This is a genomic window from Brachybacterium sp. UMB0905, assembly GCF_002871795.1.
GTDB lineage: Bacteria > Actinomycetota > Actinomycetes > Actinomycetales > Dermabacteraceae > Brachybacterium.
The window spans coordinates 102179-117971 of record NZ_PNHL01000002.1 but is presented as its reverse complement, the minus strand read 5'-3'; the positions used below and the strand labels follow the sequence as shown (position 1 = coordinate 117971).

Sequence of the window (15793 nt, the reverse complement as noted above, 5' to 3'; positions counted from 1 at the left end):
CCCCGCCTATCGAGGATGTGATCCGATGACCGACACCCCGCCTGCGCGCCCCCTGCGCATCGCCCTGGTGGATGACCAGCAGCTGGTCCGCACCGGTTTCGCGATGGTGATCGACTCGCAGCCCGATATGGACGTCATCGTCCAGGCTTCCGATGGTCGCGAGGCCGTGGATCAGCTGACGCGCCACTGCACCGATGTGGTGCTCATGGATGTGCGCATGCCACAGATGGATGGGATCGAGGCCACCACGCGAATCCTCGAGCTGCTCCCGGCGGAGCGGGCCCCGAAGATCATCGTGCTGACTACGTTCGACCTTGACGAGTATGTCGTTGCGGCGATCCGTGCCGGCGCCTCCGGTTTCCTGCTCAAGGACGCCCCGCCCGAGGATCTGCTGGCAGCGATCCGCACCGTCGACCGTGGCGATGCGGTGATCGCTCCGTCAGCCACCCGCCGCCTGCTGGAACGCGTGGTGACCGCCCCGGAGACCCCAGCCCCGGACACGAGCGCCCTCGAAGCCCTCACCGAGCGCGAGCGGGAGGTGCTGACCCTCATGGGGCGGGGCCTGTCCAATCAGGAGATCAGCGCCGAGCTGTTCGTCGCCGAGGCGACGGTGAAGACCCACGTGGGCCGGGTGCTCGCCAAGCTCGGTGCCCGCGACAGGGTGCAGGCGGTCATCATCGCCTTCGAGACCGGCCTGGTCACGCCTGGGGACACCGGCCGCTGACACGGGGCAGCCGGCCCCGATATCCCCCGGTGGTGCCATCTGCCGCTCCTGTCATACCCCGGTATGACGGGTACGACGGGCAGATCAGCCCGGGGATGGGCCGAACGCGACCGCAGAGGGACGCGCCGGGCAGCCGCTGGGCAGGAGCATCGAGCTCGACCGCTGGAATCGAGCCGAAGGACTCCCCGATGAGCACCCTGCAGCACTCCCCCGACGCCCCCGCCGACCCCTCGCAGCCGGCCAGTCCGGCTCTGCGCGCCCGCGGCGTCACCCGCCGCTACGGCACCGGGGCCGGGGCCGTCACCGCCCTGGACACCGTGGACCTGGACCTCGCTGCCGGGGCGTTCACCGCGATCATGGGCCCCTCCGGCTCGGGGAAATCCACCCTCATGCACGTGCTGGCCGGGCTGGATGCGGTGGATGAGGGCACGATCCACCTGGAGGGCACGGAGATCACCGCGCTCGGTGACGACGCCCTGACCCGGTTGCGCCGCGACCGTGTGGGCTTCGTGTTCCAGTCCTTCAACCTGCTGCCGATGCTGACCGCCGAGCAGAACATTCTGCTGCCGCTCGAGCTCGCCGGGCGCCGCGCCGATCGCACCTGGCTGATGACGCTCGCCGAAGCCTTCGGCATTGACAAGCGCCTGGATCACCGGCCTTCCCAGCTCTCCGGCGGCCAGATCCAGCGGGTGGCGATCGCCCGGGCGCTGATCACCTCCCCGGCCGTGGTGTTCGCCGATGAGCCCACCGGCAACCTCGACTCGCGATCCACCGAGGAGGTGCTGGACTTCCTGCGCCTGAGCGTGGACGAGTTCGCACAGACCGTGGTGATGGTGACCCATGAGCGCGATGCCGCGGAGCGCGCTGACCGCATCTTGACCCTGGCCGATGGGCGGATCGCCGCCGATGAGGACCTCGCAGCAGGCCGCGCCACGGAGCAGACCTCTCCTCGCACCGCATCGCAGGCGGGTGAGGCCCGATGAGTCGCGCAACCGTACGCCTGACCCCGCTGCGTCGGCATCTCGCCGCGATCATCACCATCGCCCTGTCCTGCGGATTCGTCGCCGTGATGGTGCTCGCCGGGGGGCTGATGGAAGCCTCGCTCCAAGCCCAGGCAGCGCAGCGCTTCGAGGGCGCTGACCTCGTGGTCACTCAGGAGCTCAGCGAGGAGGATCTCGGGTCCGAGCAGCCTCTTCCTGCCCCGGCCGTGGACGGCGCGACGGAGGTGTGGCCGCTCGTGGAGGACTTCACGATGCTGCGCTCCACAGACCAAGAAGCCTTCACCTCCCTCGCGCTCAGCCCGCCCGGCACAGTCCCGCAGCTGGAGCAGGGCCGCACTGCCACAAGGGCCCAGGAGGTGGTGCTCGACCGCGCCCTCGCCGACGCCCTGCACGTGGGCGTCGACGACCAGATCTCCATTCCCTCACAGTTCTCCGTGACCGGGGAGCCACTGGAGCTGACCGTCACCGGCATCGCCGCCCTCCCGCCGGGCGCAGCGTTCGGCGGTGGCGGCAGGATGCTGCTCAGCGAGGTCAACGCCGCCACCGTACTCGGCCCTACCGCGGGCACCACCAGCGGAACCTGGCTCGCGACCGTCGCCGACGGCACCGACCCCGCCCAGGTGGCGCAGCAGGCCCCGGCCGGAATCGAGGTCAGGACCGCGCAGGAGGTGATCACGGAGCAGGCGGACCAGTTCATGCAGGGCATGGCTCCGCTCGCGGCGATCCTCGCCGTCTTCGTGCTGATCGCCCTGTTCACCGCCGCAGTGGTGATCGCCAACACCTTCGCAATCACGATCGCGCAGCGCATCCGCAGCCTCGCCCTGCTGCGCACCGTCGGCGCCACCCGCGCGCAGGTCCGCAGCGTGGTGCTGCGCGAGGCCGCGCTCGTGGGACTGCTCGGCGCGGCGCTCGGCACCCTTGGCGGGCATCTGCTGGTCCAGGCCCTGCTGATCGGCGCCGCTGCCCTGGGCTGGCTGGAGGCGGTCGCCCTGGTGCCCATCTCCGTGCTGTCCATCGTGCTGCCGCTGCTGGCCGGTTTTGTCATCACCCTGTTGGCGAGCCTGGTCCCCGTGCGTGCCGCGACCCGGGTGGCGCCCCTGCAGGCTCTGCGGGCCGAGCCGCCCGCGCGGCGGCGCGGGCCGCGGCTGCGGGAGGTGGCCGGCGGTATCGCCCTACTGACGGGACTGGCCGCCCTCGGGGCAGGAGCGGCGGCGACCACCGGCGGACAGGCCGGGCTCGGGCTGCTGGTCTCGGTGCTCGGCGGCGCGGTGAGCTTTGCTGGAATCCTGCTCGTGCTCATTCCGCTGACGCGACCGCTGTGCGCGCTGTTCGCCGCACTGCTGGGGCGCATTGGGGGTCTGCCCGCCCGGATCGCCGGGGCGAATGTGGCCCGCACCCCGGGGCGCAGCGCTGCGACGATCGCGGCGCTGCTGATCGGCACGACGCTCATGACGATGATGGCCGTCGGCGCCCGTACCGCCGAGACCACCCTCACTGCCGAGCTGGACTCCCGTCGGCCGATAGACATCGTCATCACGGCCCAGCAAATGCCTGAGGGCGCGGCCGCGCAGATCAGTCAGATCCGCGGCATCGACACCGTGGTGGACGCTGCCCGGACGGATGCGGAGGTCGGGGCCGAGGAGCCGATGACCCTCTACGCCGTCTCGGGCGCCGATCTCGCGGCGGTGTCCCATCGGCCGGGCGTGGCCGACACCCTCGCTGACGGGGTGGTGGTCATGGGGCTCGAGCGGGCGCAGCGCTTCGGGCTCGAGGACGGTCAGAGGATCGAGGTGCCCGGAGCCGATGGCAGAGCGGTGCCGTTGACCGTGAGCATCGATGCGAACCTGCAGATGTCGTTCGTGACCCCGCAGACCCTCGCGCAGATCACCGGTGATGGGGCGCAGCCGGTGCTGTTGGCCGATCTCGCCGATCCCGGCAGCGCCGCGCGTCAGGACCGCGACGCGGCGGCGGTAGTGCTGGATGTCCAGCAGAAGCTCGAACAGGACGGCTTCAGCGAGGCGAGCGTAACCGCCGGTGTGATCGAACGGGAGACCATGGGGCAGATCCTGCGGATCCTGCTCGGCATCACGGTGGCGCTGCTGGCCGTCGCGGTGCTCGTGGCGCTGGTGGGCGTGGCGAACACGCTGAGCCTCGGTGTGGTCGAGCGCACCGGGGAGAACGCCCTGCTGCGGGCTCTCGGCACCACGCGCGGCCAGATGCGCGCCATGCTCACCTGGGAAGGTGTGCTGCTGTCCCTGGTCGGGGCGCTGCTCGGGGTGCTGCTCGGGGCGGTCTACGGAGTGCTGGGCATCATCGCGGTGCTGGGCTCCGCCTACCCGGTCGCAATCACGATCCCCTGGCCGCAGCTCGGTCTCGTGCTCGCCCTCGCCCTGGCCGCCGGGGCCCTCGCCTCGGTGCTGCCGGCCCGGACGGCCGCGCGCACGGCACCGGCCGCGGCGCTCGCCGCCCAGGAGTAAGGCACCACCTGCGCGCCTTGCGCACAGACCATCGGTCCCTCGCCTCGCGCGTTCCGTACCGGCGAGGGGCCGATGGCTGGCAGGTCAGTCCGCTCCGGGCAGCGGGGTGGAGCGCACCAGGCGGGACAGCTGGACAAAGGTGGCGATCGCAAGGGCCAGCGCGATCCCGCCCTGCCAGTACAGACCGCCGCGCAGCATCGACGCTGCCACGAGCGCCTGGAAGAACTGCCAGGTGATCCCGAACCCCAATCCGAAGCGGCCAGAGGCGAGCACCGACCGGGCCGCCAGGCCCGTGGCCGCCGCGAACAGCAGCAGGAACACGGCCAGTGCAATGCCGAAGCGCCCGGCGATCAGCCCGCCGGTGACCGCAACGATGCAGTAGCCTGCAGCGAGGATCAGCACGCCCGTCTCACAGCCCAGCAGGATCGCCGCGACCGGGCGGGTGCGCGGCGACGGGTCTGGGGCATCGGCGGCGGGACGGGGCGAAGCAGAGGGAGCTGGAGCCATGGGGCGCACTGTACCCACGGCGGCGGCGTGTCATCGCCCCGCTGCGGCTGCGCGCTGCAGCATGTGAAGGCGCTGCAGGGCAAGGACCTGGTGGCCGGTCTCACCACTGAGTGGACCCACCGGCCGCCGGTGTGGGAAGTGCCACCCGAGCGGGGCGGGAAGACCCTTGTCGCCGCCGCGGCCGGTCCAGACAATGGGGTGAGCAGCGTTCCGCGGAGTCCCGGGGCATCGCCCCGCCACCGTTGAACGGGCCTGAGAACCGTAGACGCCCCCGATCGGGGAGCGACCCCGTCGCGACGCGCCCATCCGGGCGGGCCGCGACGTCCTGGAAAGAGAGAGTGACGATGGACTGGCGCCACCGTGCCGAGTGCCTCAACCATGATCCCGAGCTGTTCTTCCCCATCGGGAACACCGGACCGGCGATCACGCAGATCCAGGAGGCGAAGGCGGTGTGCCAGAAGTGCGATGTCATGACGGCCTGCCTGAAGTTCGCGCTGGAGACCGGGCAGGATTCCGGTGTGTGGGGCGGCCTGTCCGAGGATGAGCGCCGCTCTCTCAAGCGTCGCAACGCCCGCGCGCGCCGCGCCAGCTGAACCGGCCGCCCTGTGACCTGCTGCGGCATCGCAGCTGCAGCCCGGCATCGCCGATGAACCAGCCCTGACCCGCGCCGCGACGGCGAGCCGCGGCCGGGGGCAGGCCCTGGATGCGGATCAGACGATGATGACGTCCAGACGCTGGTGCGGATCAGATGGTGCGGATCAGACGATGATCGGGTCCAGATAGACCTCGATGACGGCACGGGTGCCGCCACCGGGCCTATCTTCCCAGGTCAGCGTGCCGCCGAGCTGTCCCTGCACGAGGGTCAGGGCAATGTTCGTGCCCAGCCCCGTCGGCTTCTTCGCGCTGCCCATCCCCTCACCGTCATCTTCGATCGCGATGATCAGGTGGGATCCGGTGCGCTCGCTGCGGATCGTGAGCGTCCCACCGGTCGCGGAGAGTCCATGCTCGACCGCATTGGTCGCCAGCTCCGTCACGACGAGCGCGAGCGGCGTCGCCTCCTCGGCGCGGATCGGCCCCACCCGCCCGATCTTCTCCGTGCGCACCTCGACCTGCGCCTCGGTGATCTGGGGGGTTCCGGCCCGGTGGACGGTAGCGCTCGCCGCGTCCACGGCGAGGCGCAGGCAACGATCGATCACCTCATCGAAATGGACGGCCTCCTGCGAGGAACCCTGCAGCAGAGACTCGTGGACCAGTGCGATCGTGGAGACGCGCCGCATCGCCTCGGTGAGGGCCTCGCGCGCCTCATCGGTCTTCATCCGGCGCGACTGCATCCGCAGCAGCGCCGCCACGGTCTGCAGATTGTTCTTCACCCGATGGTGGACCTCGCGGATGGTGGCGTCCTTGGTGATCAGCTCCCGTTCCCGACGCCGCAGCTCTGTCACATCCCGCACCAGCAGGATCGCTCCGCGCCGCTGCCCCGCGGTGGTGAGCGGCACGGCTCGCAGCGAGAGCGTCCCGCCCCGAGCCTGCATGTCCGAGCGCCAGGCCGCCCGTCCCATGAGCACCAGCGGCAGGGACTCATCCACCGGGCTGCGTGACTGCAGCACGCCGGTGCACACCTCCGCCAGGAGCACGCCCTCCAGATCCCCGGCGATGCCGAAACGGTGAAAGGCCGAACGGGCATTGGGCGAGGCCCACTGCACCGTGCCCTCGGCGTCGAGCTCGACCACGCCATCACCCACTCGCGGAGCGCCGCGGCGCGGCGGGATCGGCGCCCCCTCGATGGGGAATGCGCCGGCAGCGAGCATGCGCAGCAGATGCTCGCCCAGCGCCCGCTGACGCTGCTCGCTGGTGGACGGAGCGCTCTCCCGCACGGGGCATTCCGCGGCCAGCACCGCGAGGTTCTGTCCCTGCTTGCATACCGGCACCATCACCCCCTCGGCCGGGCGTCCCTCCCGCTCGATGGAGTGGACGGTGAAGTCCGGGGCGGCGCCGTCCAGGAGATGCTCGATCCGCTCGCGACCCTGCTCGGTGATCGGGCTCACGCCCACCGGGTCCTCGTAATACACGGTGGAGCCAGTGGCGGGGCGGCAGTGCGCGACCGCCATCGGGCCCTGCTCCCCGCGGATCCACAGCACGAGGTCCGCACGCAGCAGGTCTGACAGCAGGTTCCAGTCGCCCACCAGATGCTGCAGCCAGTCCTCCTGCTGCTCAGTCAGCACAGGGGTGTCGGAGAGTAACTTGGACAGGCTCGGCATGGCACCAGGATAGGGGCCGTGCGCAGGGGCGGCGACGCGCTGGCGGATGCCGCACTCCCCTAGGCTGATGCTTCTCGGAGGAAGGACACCCATGAAGCTGAACGAGACCCTCACGCTGCCGCTGAGCGCTCAGGGCGCCGCCGCGATGTACGCAGATCCCCAGTACCCGCAGTTCCGGGCGCGGACGCTCGGGGCCACCGCCGCGTCCTCCACGGTGGAGGGGGATCCGCAGCAGGGCCCCTTCACCGTGCGCACGGAGCTGACGCTGCCCACCGACCGGGTGCCGGACATGGTGCGGAAGTTCGTCGGGCAGACGGTTACGGTGCGGGAGACCCAGGGGTGGTCCGCCGCGGAGTCCGGGGGAGCACGCACCGGAACGATGTCGATCGAGGTGGTGGGCACCCCCGCCTCGATGACCGCGGATCTGCGCCTGGCTCCCACGGGAACGAGATCCTCCACGGTGAGCATCGACGGGGACCTGGTAGCGAAGGTTCCGCTGCTCGGGCCGCGGCTGGAGAAGGCCGCGGTACCGTACGTCTCGACGGTGCTGCGCGCCGAAGAGCGCTCCGCGGCCGCCTACCGGGAGGCGCAGGGCAACTGACGGCCGACGGGTCAGTGGCGAGCGTCGAGGTAGGCGAGAGCCTCAGGACCCTCGCTGATGTCGAACCACAGCAGGGCAGGGTCCGTGTCATCGGCCGCGGCCGCGGCGGCATCCAGCTCGGTGACGTGCATGCTGGCCAGGCGCGCGCTGGTCATCTCTGTGAGCTGCACGCCGAAGGCCCCGCCGTCCTCTGCAGTGTCGAGGGCGCTGCCGGGAACATCGGCGGCGATCACAAGCGCCCGCGATGTCGGGTCCGCTGCCTGCAGAGCCACATGCACCGCGTCCTGCAGCGCGTCGTACTCGAGGTCTTCTTCATCGGTACCCGGCCGGTCCTGGCGGGCCGTCTGCGTCACCGCCCAGGCCGCACGACCTGTCTCCAGCTCGAGTCGGCCCTGTGCGGACTGGAGGGTCTCGCGGTCGGTGGGCTGCAGCGGCAGGTAGATCCTCATGCCGCTCATCCTCTCACTGCCTGAGCTGCCGCGCCCTGCACCGCCGGCGAGGCGGCGATATCCCGCAGGCCGCGACGCAGGGCGCTGCGCGGTGCGCTCTCGCTCAGCAGCGCTCCATCCCACGCGGCGGCCCGGCACACGGCGGGGTCATCGGGCAGCAGGTTGAGCGATGCCAGCGGCAGGCGGGACGCGATGAGCTCGCGCACCCGCTCCCCCGGCACGGGGGCTCCCACGCGGTTGACCACGACATGCAGCTCCCGCACCCCGATCTCCTGCAGGCGGGCATGATCGCGCAGCAGGCGGGTGATGGAGACCGGGTCTGCGGTGACCACGGCCAGCACTGCGTCCGCGTGCGCGAGCGCGCTGATCGCTGCGGCATTGCGCTGCGGGGCGGCAGTGTCGTAGCTGAGCTCCTCGTCCTCCTCGAGCACCGCGGCGACGTCCACCACCACCAGGCCCCCGCGGCGGGCCAGCACCGGCCACAGGCCGTCCACGGCGGTGCGACGCACCTCTGCCCAGCGCCCCGGCACGCCGATGCCGCTGAGCAGACGCAGACGTGGCTGGACCATGGGCAGCAGCGACTCGAGGGTCGCCGCATCGAGCGTGTCGCGGTCCTGCGCCCGGCAGGCAGCGACCAGGCCCGGCGCCTCATCCAGCACGCCGAGCATCTGGCTCTGCGCAGGTCCGTATGTATCGGCATCCACCAGGACCGTCTCGGTCCCGGCGAGCGCTGCCTCCGCCGCGAGGTTCACGGCGATGGTGGAGCGGCCGGGCGCTCCCGTCGGCCCCCATACCGCGATGATCCGGCCCGCTGACGCCTCATCGACCGCGGTCTCCTGGGCTCTCGTCGGGGCGGTGTCTGCACCGTCTCCGGCCAGGGCGGCCGCGGCGGCGCGCAGGATCTCGTCGACCGGGGCGGTCACCGGCACCACATGACGCAGGCCAAGGGTGGTGGTCTCGCCGTCCTGCTCATGCTGCAGCCCCACGACGGCGCTCTCGCGCAGCAGTGCGCTCAGCGCGTCCCGTCCGAGCCCTTTGACGGTCAGGTCGATCAGCACCACATCGCCGATGCCGGCTGAGCTGACCGCGAGCGTCTCCGCGAGGTCCGCGCAGCGGCGCACCACGCGGGCGGGGCGCGAGCGGTCCTGGGCGAGGTCGTGGACGATGCGGACCTCGTCGCTGCCCGATGCGCACAGCACGATGTCGATCACGGTGCGACCTCATGCGCTCCGGGCACGCCGATGACATCCAGCCGCTCATCCTGGGCGAGGACCTCGAGAACAGCGGCGACATCACCGACAGGGACCAGCACCTCCACGGCCATCGAGCGCATGCCCAGGGAGCTGCCCTCATCGATCCGGCGCACGACGGCCTCCTCGACCAGCAGGCGCGCCTGGCCGGGGGCGCCGTCGGCGCTCTCATCGGCGGTGTGCCACAGCTCCACCTGGGCGCCCGGGGTGACCGATTCGGCAACGGTGCGATCCACCGGGATCACGACGGGCCGCAGCGGCACATCGGCCGGCTGGCCCACCGCGGACCGCGGCAACAGCTCACCGGACCTGATCGTGGTCGTGGCCACGGCCCCCTCGGGGACGGCGGAGAGCGTCCCGACGTACAGCTCTTCCTGCTCGCCCAGTCGCAGCTCCACCTCGGTGAGGTCCGCCTCGGCGATGACATCCCCGGGAACGATCGGGGAGGCCGCCACCAGAACCGTGGTGGTGGCCGAGAGGCGACCCACCAGGAGCGCACCCAGCAGCACGCTCGCCAGAACCAGCACGATCCCCACCAGCAGACGCGGATCTCGCCACCGCGGTCTGCGCAGCCTCATCACCGGTGCGCTGCTCGTCACGGTCTGCTCCCCTCTGCGTGCACTGTCTGCTCCGCGGTCCGTGGTCATGCGCCCCGGTCCCCTGCGACCGGGATCTGCAGGGAGGCTACGACAGCGTCGCCGCCGACGGGGCCCGGACGTCGCGATTGTGGATAACTCGGGTCTCACGGGCCGGGCGACGCGCGTTATCCACAAGGTGCCGCGGCCGCTGGCGCACAGATGCGAGACTGGGGGCTGTTCACCGCTGGTGTGTCCGACCGGAAGGATCGTCGATGGCGCCCCGCTTCGTCCCACTCTCCGATGTGGCTGAGATGCTGTCCATCTCCGCCTCACAGGCCTATGCGCTCGTGCGCTCCGGGGAGCTGCGTGCCATCAAGGTCGGCGGGCGCGGGCAGTGGCGCGTCGAGGACACCGAGATCGAGTCCTACATCCAGCGCCGCTATGAGGCGACCGCCCGGATGGTCGAGGAGGAGCGCGCGAACGCGCAGACCACCGAGGCCTGAGCACCACGCGGTCCGTCCGCGCCGAGCGCCGTACCCGCCCGATTCCGAGCGCCTGCGAACCACCTCATGGCAAAGGTCGCCCGGTTCTGCGCTGCATCGTCCTAGCCCGATCGTGCTGCCGGGCGGGAGATCACTGCAGCAGCAGGGCTCGCAGCGCAGGCAGCGGCACCGTGACCCGCGTAGAGCCGGGCACCAGCGTGCTCTCCCCCGTGGGCAGCGTGTGCAGGTCCAGGGCATCGGCTCCCACTGTGGAAAGGCGTCCGGTCATCATCCCCGCAGCGGTGTGCATGCGCACGATGCTGCGATCCCGCGCCACCTCGCGCAGCAGGGATCCGAGCGAGCGCGGTGAGAGCACGGATTCCGTCTCCGGTCGCGCTCGGACCGGCAGTCCGAGGACCAGGCTGATGCTGTGCAGCGGAATGATCGCCCGCTCGGGTGCTGACCGGGTCCCCTGCAGCAGGAGCCAGTCGGGCCCCAGCTCGTCCACCTGACCGATCAGTCGCAGGTCCGCACCCAGGTGCAACGTCAGCGGCGCATCCCCGGCGCCACGGAGGCGGTCGGCGAGGGTGACCTGGGCGCGCTCGGCGCGGCCGAGCTCTTCGGAGACGGCCCTCATCTCTTCGTCCTCGTGGTGCGCGAAGCGTGCCTCGAGGTCCTCGAACATCCTGTCGAACCGCATGGCATCACTGTAGGCCGCACCCTCCAGGACCGAACCAAGCCCCTCAGATGCTGACGGACTGTTGCATTGACGCGTGATCGGCACTACATTCCCCAACAGAGCGTCACCCATCATCAAACTGCATCAAACAACACGATCGGGTGTTGGGGTTAGGGGCCGAGATGCCGACGAAGGACGACCGACGACCGCATCCACTGGCGATGGCGGGCGGAGCGCTGCTCGCCGCTGCGGGCGGTGCTGCGATGGCACGCGGAGCCGTGCGCCTGCTGCAGGATGCGAGCTCAGCGCCGCCCACGGAGCAGCTCTTCGGGTGGGTGCTCGCCGCCGTGGGGGCTGCCGGCACGGTGCTGTGTCTGTACCTCGCGGCGATCTGGGCACTCGCGGCCATCGCGCTCAGCCTGGGACCGGCCGCCCGCGGCGGGCGCCTGGCCGTGCGCGCATTGCGCGTGCTCGCGCCCCGTCTGGCACGCCGCATCACCTGCACCGCAGCCGTAGCGACCACCGCGACCGCCCTGGTGCTGGCGCCGGCCACCGCCGCCGAATCGGAGCCACCGCAGCCTCCAGCGAATTCCTGGTCCTCGACCAGCAGCGATCTGACCGGTACCGATGCACCGGAGCATCCGGCGCCGACGAGCCCGGCCCCGGCCGAGACCACGGAGCCGGAGACAGAGCAGCCTTCGCCCCGTGAGGGGTCAGCACCGGCCGATGGGAATACGTCGGCCGATGACGACGCCCCGGCCGACGGGGATGCGGCGACCGACGACGGGCAGTTGCCGCCGCTGGGCTGGGAGGAGCCAGAGCCATCGACCGCACAGCCGGATCAGCCCGGCAAGTCTGCTCCGTCCGATGCTGAGCAGCCCAGCGAACCTGCTGGATCCGACGAGTCCGAGCCGCCCGCAGAGTCTGAGCAGCCTGCTGAGTCTGAGCAACCTGCCGAGCCTGGGGACGCTGCGCCGCCGGTGCGGTCCGGGCCCTCCACTGCGTCATCGCAGCCAGGGAGCTCTGAGGCGCCTGCAGAGCCTGCCCAGGAGCCCGCAGCGCCCGCGAACCCCAAGAACGCAGCGGCCAAGAGTGGTGAGGGCGCGCATCCGCCCCGCGTGATCGTGGTCGCCGAGGGCGACTCCCTGTGGAGCATCGCCGATGACCTGCTGGGCCCGGGTCCAGATCCTGCCGCGGACATCTCCGCCCTGTGGCCCCTGCTGTACGAGACCAACCGGGACGTGATCGGGGATGATCCCGACCTGCTGCTCCCGGGCCAGAAACTGACCGTCCCCGCCGGGGACATCCAGGAGGACCGATGAGCACCACCGACCAGCGTTCCCTGACCGAGATCGAGCAGCCTGTTGGCCTGCGCTGCGGCGCGAGCAGTCCCGAGATGGTCCAGCAGCTCGTCGCGCCCGTCGCCCGGCGGGCCGTGGAGATCGTGCGCGATATGTGCCCGCCCACAGCGCTATCGCGCCTGGTGACCCCGGAGGTGGGGCTGCATCTGGCGCAGCGTGCAGCGCTGACTCGGCGTCTGCGGGCGGCGACCGGTCACGCCCCGACCCGGCGCCTGGAGGTCACCGGGGTGCGCACCTGCGTGGTCTCCGACCGTGCGGTGGAGGCCAGCTGCGTGCTGCGCGAGGTGGACCGCTCCCGCTTCCTTGCCATGCGCTGGGAGCTGCGGCACTCCGGCTGGCGCGTGACCGTGCTGGAGATCGGCTGACCGCTCAGCGGCGGCGCCGACGACGTGCCGCCCGCCGCTGCGCCCGATTGGCCGCCTCCTCCTGCGGTGCGCCCTCGGGCTTATCGGACACCGTGCGAGAGGCCGCGGATCCACCACGGGCCTGCCAGCGGCGCTCCTTGCGCGAGAGCGTGCTCGAATCCTGTACCCCGCTGCTTTCGGCCGAGGAGTAGCGCAGCTGCCGTTCATCCGGGCCGTCATCCAGCCCCTTGGCGCGCAGCACCACCGAGTTTTCCTCATCCATCGACTCGCTCGCGGTCTGCTCCGCCTCCGCCGCGTCCGAATCCTGCGCAGCCTTCTGCGAAGCGTCCTGTGCAGCGTCATCCGCGGTCGAGGTGCTACCGGAGTCGGCATTGTCCGCGTCGCCCGCTTCCTGCGCAGCCCCTGCTGCGCCGCCGACCTTCGTCGCCGCGGACTTCAGCAGATCGCTCACGGCCTTGGGCACCACGGACTGCGGCTTCTCGACCTGGACCTCGAGGTGGTAGACGTAGCCGACCACGTCCTCCTTCACCCCGGCGGTCATGTCGTTGAACATGAGGTGGCCTTCGCGCTCGTACTCGATGAGCGGGTCGCGCTGCGCCATCGCTCGCAGGCCGATGCCCTCCTTGAGGTAGTCCATCTCGTAGAGGTGCTCACGCCAGCGACGGTCCATGACCGACAGCAGCACGCGGCGCTGCAGCTGGTGCAGGGCGTCCTCCCCCAGCTCCTCGCGGCGCTGCTCGTAGGCGACCTCGGCATCGGCCAGGATCTCCTCGCGCAGCATCGCCGCATCGAGATTCTCCTTGCCGCCGGCCTCCTCGATGAGCTCCTCAGCGGTCAGCGAGATCGGGTAGGCCGGACGCAGGGCGCCCCACAGCTCCTCGAGGTCCACGTCCTCGGCGGGCTTGCCGCGGGTGTGCTCATCGATCGTGCCGCCCAGGACCTCTTCGATGAAACGCTGGATGTGGGGGTCCAGGTCCTCGCCCTCGAGGATGCGGGCGCGCTCGTCGTAGAACTTCTTGCGCTGCTTGGTCAGCACGTCGTCATACTTCAGGACGTTCTTCCGGATCTCCGCATTGCGCGATTCGATCGAGTTCTGGGCGCGCTGGATCGCGCCGGAGACCATGCGGCCGGTCAGCGGGATCGACTCGTCCACCCCGCCACGGGCCAGCAGCTGCTCGGCCGCCCCGGCGTTGAACAGCCGCATCAGGTCATCCTGCAGCGACAGGTAGAAGCGGGACTCCCCTGGGTCGCCCTGGCGACCGGAACGGCCGCGCAGCTGGTTGTCGATGCGGCGCGACTCGTGACGCTCGGTGCCCAGCACGTACAGCCCGCCGAGCGCGGCCACCTCGTCGTGGTCGTCCTCGACCTGCGTCTTGGCGCGCTCGAGCTCCTCATCCCAGGCCTGCTCGTACGCCTCGGGGTCCTCCTCGGCATCCAGGCCGCGCTTCTCCAGCGCCGCGTGGGCCATGAACTCGACGTTGCCGCCCAGCATGATGTCGGTGCCGCGGCCGGCCATGTTCGTCGCCACGGTGACGGCGCCCTTGGCCCCGGCCATCGCGACGATCCCGGCCTCCTGGGCGTGGTTCTTGGCGTTGAGCACCTCATGCGGAACGCCCTGCTTCTTCAGCAGTCCGGAGAGGTACTCGGATTTCTCCACGCTCGTGGTGCCCACCAGCACCGGCTGGCCGGTCTCGTGCCGTTCGACGATGTCCTCGACGACCGCGTCGAACTTCGCTTTCTCGGTGCGATAGATCCGGTCCGGCTGATCCTCGCGGATCATCGCGCGGTGCGTGGGGATGGGGACCACGCCGAGCTTGTAGGTGTTCATGAACTCGGCGGCCTCGGTCTCCGCGGTGCCGGTCATTCCGGAGAGCTTGTCGTAGAGCTTGAAGTAGTTCTGGAGGGTGATCGTGGCCAGGGTCTGGTTCTCAGCCTTGATCTTCACCCCCTCCTTGGCCTCGATGGCCTGGTGCATGCCCTCGTTGTAGCGGCGACCGGCGAGGATACGACCGGTGTGCTCATCGACGATCATCACTTCGCCGTTGAGGACCACGTAGTCCTTGTCCCGCTTGAACAGCTCCTTGGCCTTGATGGAGTTGTTCAGAAAGCCGATCAGCGGAGTGTTGAGCGACTCATACAGGTTCTCGATGCCGAGGTGATCCTCGACCTTGTCGATCCCGGACTCCAGCACGCCCACGGTGCGCTTCTTCTCATCGACCTCGTAGTCGCGGTCGCGCCGCAGGAGCTTGGCGACCTTCGCGAACTCGGCGAACCACTTGTTGGCATCCCCGGAGCCGGGTCCGGAGATGATCAGCGGGGTACGGGCCTCGTCGATGAGGATCGAGTCCACCTCGTCGACGATGGCGAAGAAATGCCCGCGCTGGACCCGATCCTCGGGCTTGAGGGCCATGTTGTCGCGCAGGTAGTCGAAGCCGAACTCGTTGTTGGTGCCGTAGGTGATGTCCGCGTTGTACTGCTCGCGACGCTCGGCGGGGCTCATCCCGGAGGAGATCACGCCGGTGGACAGACCCAGGGCACGGAACACGCGGCCCATGAGGTCGGACTGGTAGGTGGCCAGGTAGTCGTTGACGGTGACGATGTGCACGCCCTTGCCGGCGAGCGCGTTGAGGTAGGCCGGGAGGGTGGCGACCAGGGTCTTGCCTTCACCGGTCTTCATCTCCGCGATGCGGCCGCGATGCAGGGCCGCCCCACCCATCACCTGCACGTCGTAGGGGCGCTGGCCCAGGGTCCGACGGGCGGCTTCGCGCACGGCGGCGAAGGCTTCGACCTGGATGTCATCCAGGGTCTCGCCGTCCTTCAGCCGCTCCTTGAAGCGCGTGGTCTCCTCGCGCAGCTCCTCGTCGGTCAGCTCGGTGAAGACGTCCTCTGCCTCGCCCACGCGGCGGGCGATGACCTCCAGCCGCCGCCGTTCCCGACCTTCGCCGGCGCGCAGGATCCTGTCGAAGAGGTTGACCACTCGTGCTCCCGTTGGTGTTGGTGCCGCCGCGGACGGCGGGGAATGCCTGCCCCATCGTACGGGTCGATGTGGCGCGGTTCGTCA

The 15793-nt window shown here is 70.4% G+C and carries 15 protein-coding genes; 8 read left to right on the top strand and 7 right to left on the bottom strand.

Translation table 11 applies throughout. The features are described 5' to 3' along the window. Window positions 1-25 precede the first annotated feature (25 nt). The 3 genes from CJ197_RS02030 to CJ197_RS02020 all read left to right on the top strand — a co-directional run bounded on the left by CJ197_RS02030 (window position 26) and on the right by CJ197_RS02020 (window position 4202). The gene (locus CJ197_RS02030; protein ID WP_102235102.1) at window positions 26-724 is read left to right on the top strand and encodes a response regulator transcription factor; all 699 of its coding nucleotides are present in this window, start codon (window positions 26-28) and stop codon (window positions 722-724) included. A gap of 188 nt (window positions 725-912) precedes the next feature. Next, window positions 913-1707, top strand: a complete 795-nt coding sequence (locus CJ197_RS02025) for an ABC transporter ATP-binding protein (RefSeq protein WP_102235101.1) — start codon at window positions 913-915, stop codon at window positions 1705-1707. Beyond that, window positions 1704-4202 (top strand): FtsX-like permease family protein, encoded by a 2499-nt coding sequence (locus CJ197_RS02020; protein WP_102235100.1) that lies wholly within the window; start codon window positions 1704-1706, stop codon window positions 4200-4202. Before CJ197_RS02025 ends, CJ197_RS02020 begins: the two co-directional genes overlap by 4 nt. Before the next feature lie 84 nt (window positions 4203-4286). Here the strand turns inward: CJ197_RS02020 and CJ197_RS02015 are convergent, their stop codons facing one another. Next, window positions 4287-4709 (bottom strand): hypothetical protein, encoded by a 423-nt coding sequence (locus CJ197_RS02015; RefSeq protein ID WP_102235099.1) that lies wholly within the window; start codon window positions 4707-4709, stop codon window positions 4287-4289. Window positions 4710-5053: 344 nt separating this feature from the next. On the opposite strand from CJ197_RS02015, the gene CJ197_RS02010 reads away from it, so the two are divergent. After that, the gene (locus CJ197_RS02010; protein WP_102235098.1) at window positions 5054-5302 is read left to right on the top strand and encodes a WhiB family transcriptional regulator; all 249 of its coding nucleotides are present in this window, start codon (window positions 5054-5056) and stop codon (window positions 5300-5302) included. 165 nt (window positions 5303-5467) lie between these two features. Here the strand turns inward: CJ197_RS02010 and CJ197_RS02005 are convergent, their stop codons facing one another. Next, a complete protein-coding gene (locus CJ197_RS02005; protein WP_102235097.1) occupies window positions 5468-6967 on the bottom strand; it encodes a sensor histidine kinase in 1500 nt (499 codons plus the stop codon). 91 nt (window positions 6968-7058) lie between these two features. Here CJ197_RS02005 and CJ197_RS02000 point away from each other — a divergent pair, with 91 nt between their 5' ends. After that, window positions 7059-7568, top strand: coding sequence for a DUF2505 domain-containing protein (locus CJ197_RS02000; protein WP_102235096.1), 510 nt, complete (start codon window positions 7059-7061; stop codon window positions 7566-7568). 11 nt (window positions 7569-7579) lie between these two features. Here CJ197_RS02000 and CJ197_RS01995 read toward each other — a convergent pair whose 3' ends face one another. The 3 genes from CJ197_RS01995 to CJ197_RS01985 are packed head-to-tail and all read right to left on the bottom strand — an operon-like array spanning window position 7580 to window position 9866. Then, window positions 7580-8017, bottom strand: a complete 438-nt coding sequence (locus tag CJ197_RS01995) for a hypothetical protein (RefSeq protein ID WP_102235095.1) — start codon at window positions 8015-8017, stop codon at window positions 7580-7582. Between the two features lie 5 nt (window positions 8018-8022). Continuing rightward, entirely contained in the window at window positions 8023-9228 is a 1206-nt protein-coding gene (locus tag CJ197_RS01990) for a P-loop NTPase (protein WP_102235094.1), read from the bottom strand. Continuing rightward, window positions 9225-9866, bottom strand: coding sequence for an SAF domain-containing protein (locus tag CJ197_RS01985; RefSeq protein WP_102235093.1), 642 nt, complete (start codon window positions 9864-9866; stop codon window positions 9225-9227). The genes CJ197_RS01990 and CJ197_RS01985 overlap by 4 nt, the downstream gene beginning before the upstream one ends. A gap of 251 nt (window positions 9867-10117) precedes the next feature. Between CJ197_RS01985 and CJ197_RS01980 the strand changes: the two genes are divergently transcribed. Then, complete coding sequence (locus tag CJ197_RS01980; protein ID WP_102235092.1) at window positions 10118-10348, top strand: AlpA family transcriptional regulator; 231 nt, start codon at window positions 10118-10120, stop codon at window positions 10346-10348. A 130-nt stretch (window positions 10349-10478) separates the two neighbouring features. On the opposite strand, the gene CJ197_RS01975 is transcribed toward CJ197_RS01980, so the two are convergent. Then, window positions 10479-11027 carry a hypothetical protein gene (locus CJ197_RS01975; protein WP_102235091.1) on the bottom strand — a complete coding sequence of 183 codons (549 nt, stop codon included), beginning with the start codon at window positions 11025-11027 and terminating at the stop codon, window positions 10479-10481. A 161-nt stretch (window positions 11028-11188) separates the two neighbouring features. Between CJ197_RS01975 and CJ197_RS01970 the strand changes: the two genes are divergently transcribed. Together CJ197_RS01970 and CJ197_RS01965 are read left to right on the top strand one after the other, a co-directional pair. Beyond that, on the top strand, window positions 11189-12328 hold the full coding sequence (locus CJ197_RS01970) for a LysM peptidoglycan-binding domain-containing protein (protein WP_146007684.1): 1140 nt from the start codon (window positions 11189-11191) through the stop codon (window positions 12326-12328). Next, window positions 12325-12732, top strand: a complete 408-nt coding sequence (locus CJ197_RS01965) for an Rv3235 family protein (RefSeq protein ID WP_233190598.1) — start codon at window positions 12325-12327, stop codon at window positions 12730-12732. Before CJ197_RS01970 ends, CJ197_RS01965 begins: the two co-directional genes overlap by 4 nt. Before the next feature lie 4 nt (window positions 12733-12736). Here CJ197_RS01965 and secA read toward each other — a convergent pair whose 3' ends face one another. Further along, window positions 12737-15709, bottom strand: a complete 2973-nt coding sequence (secA, locus tag CJ197_RS01960; RefSeq protein ID WP_102235089.1) for a preprotein translocase subunit SecA — start codon at window positions 15707-15709, stop codon at window positions 12737-12739. Window positions 15710-15793 lie beyond the last annotated feature (84 nt).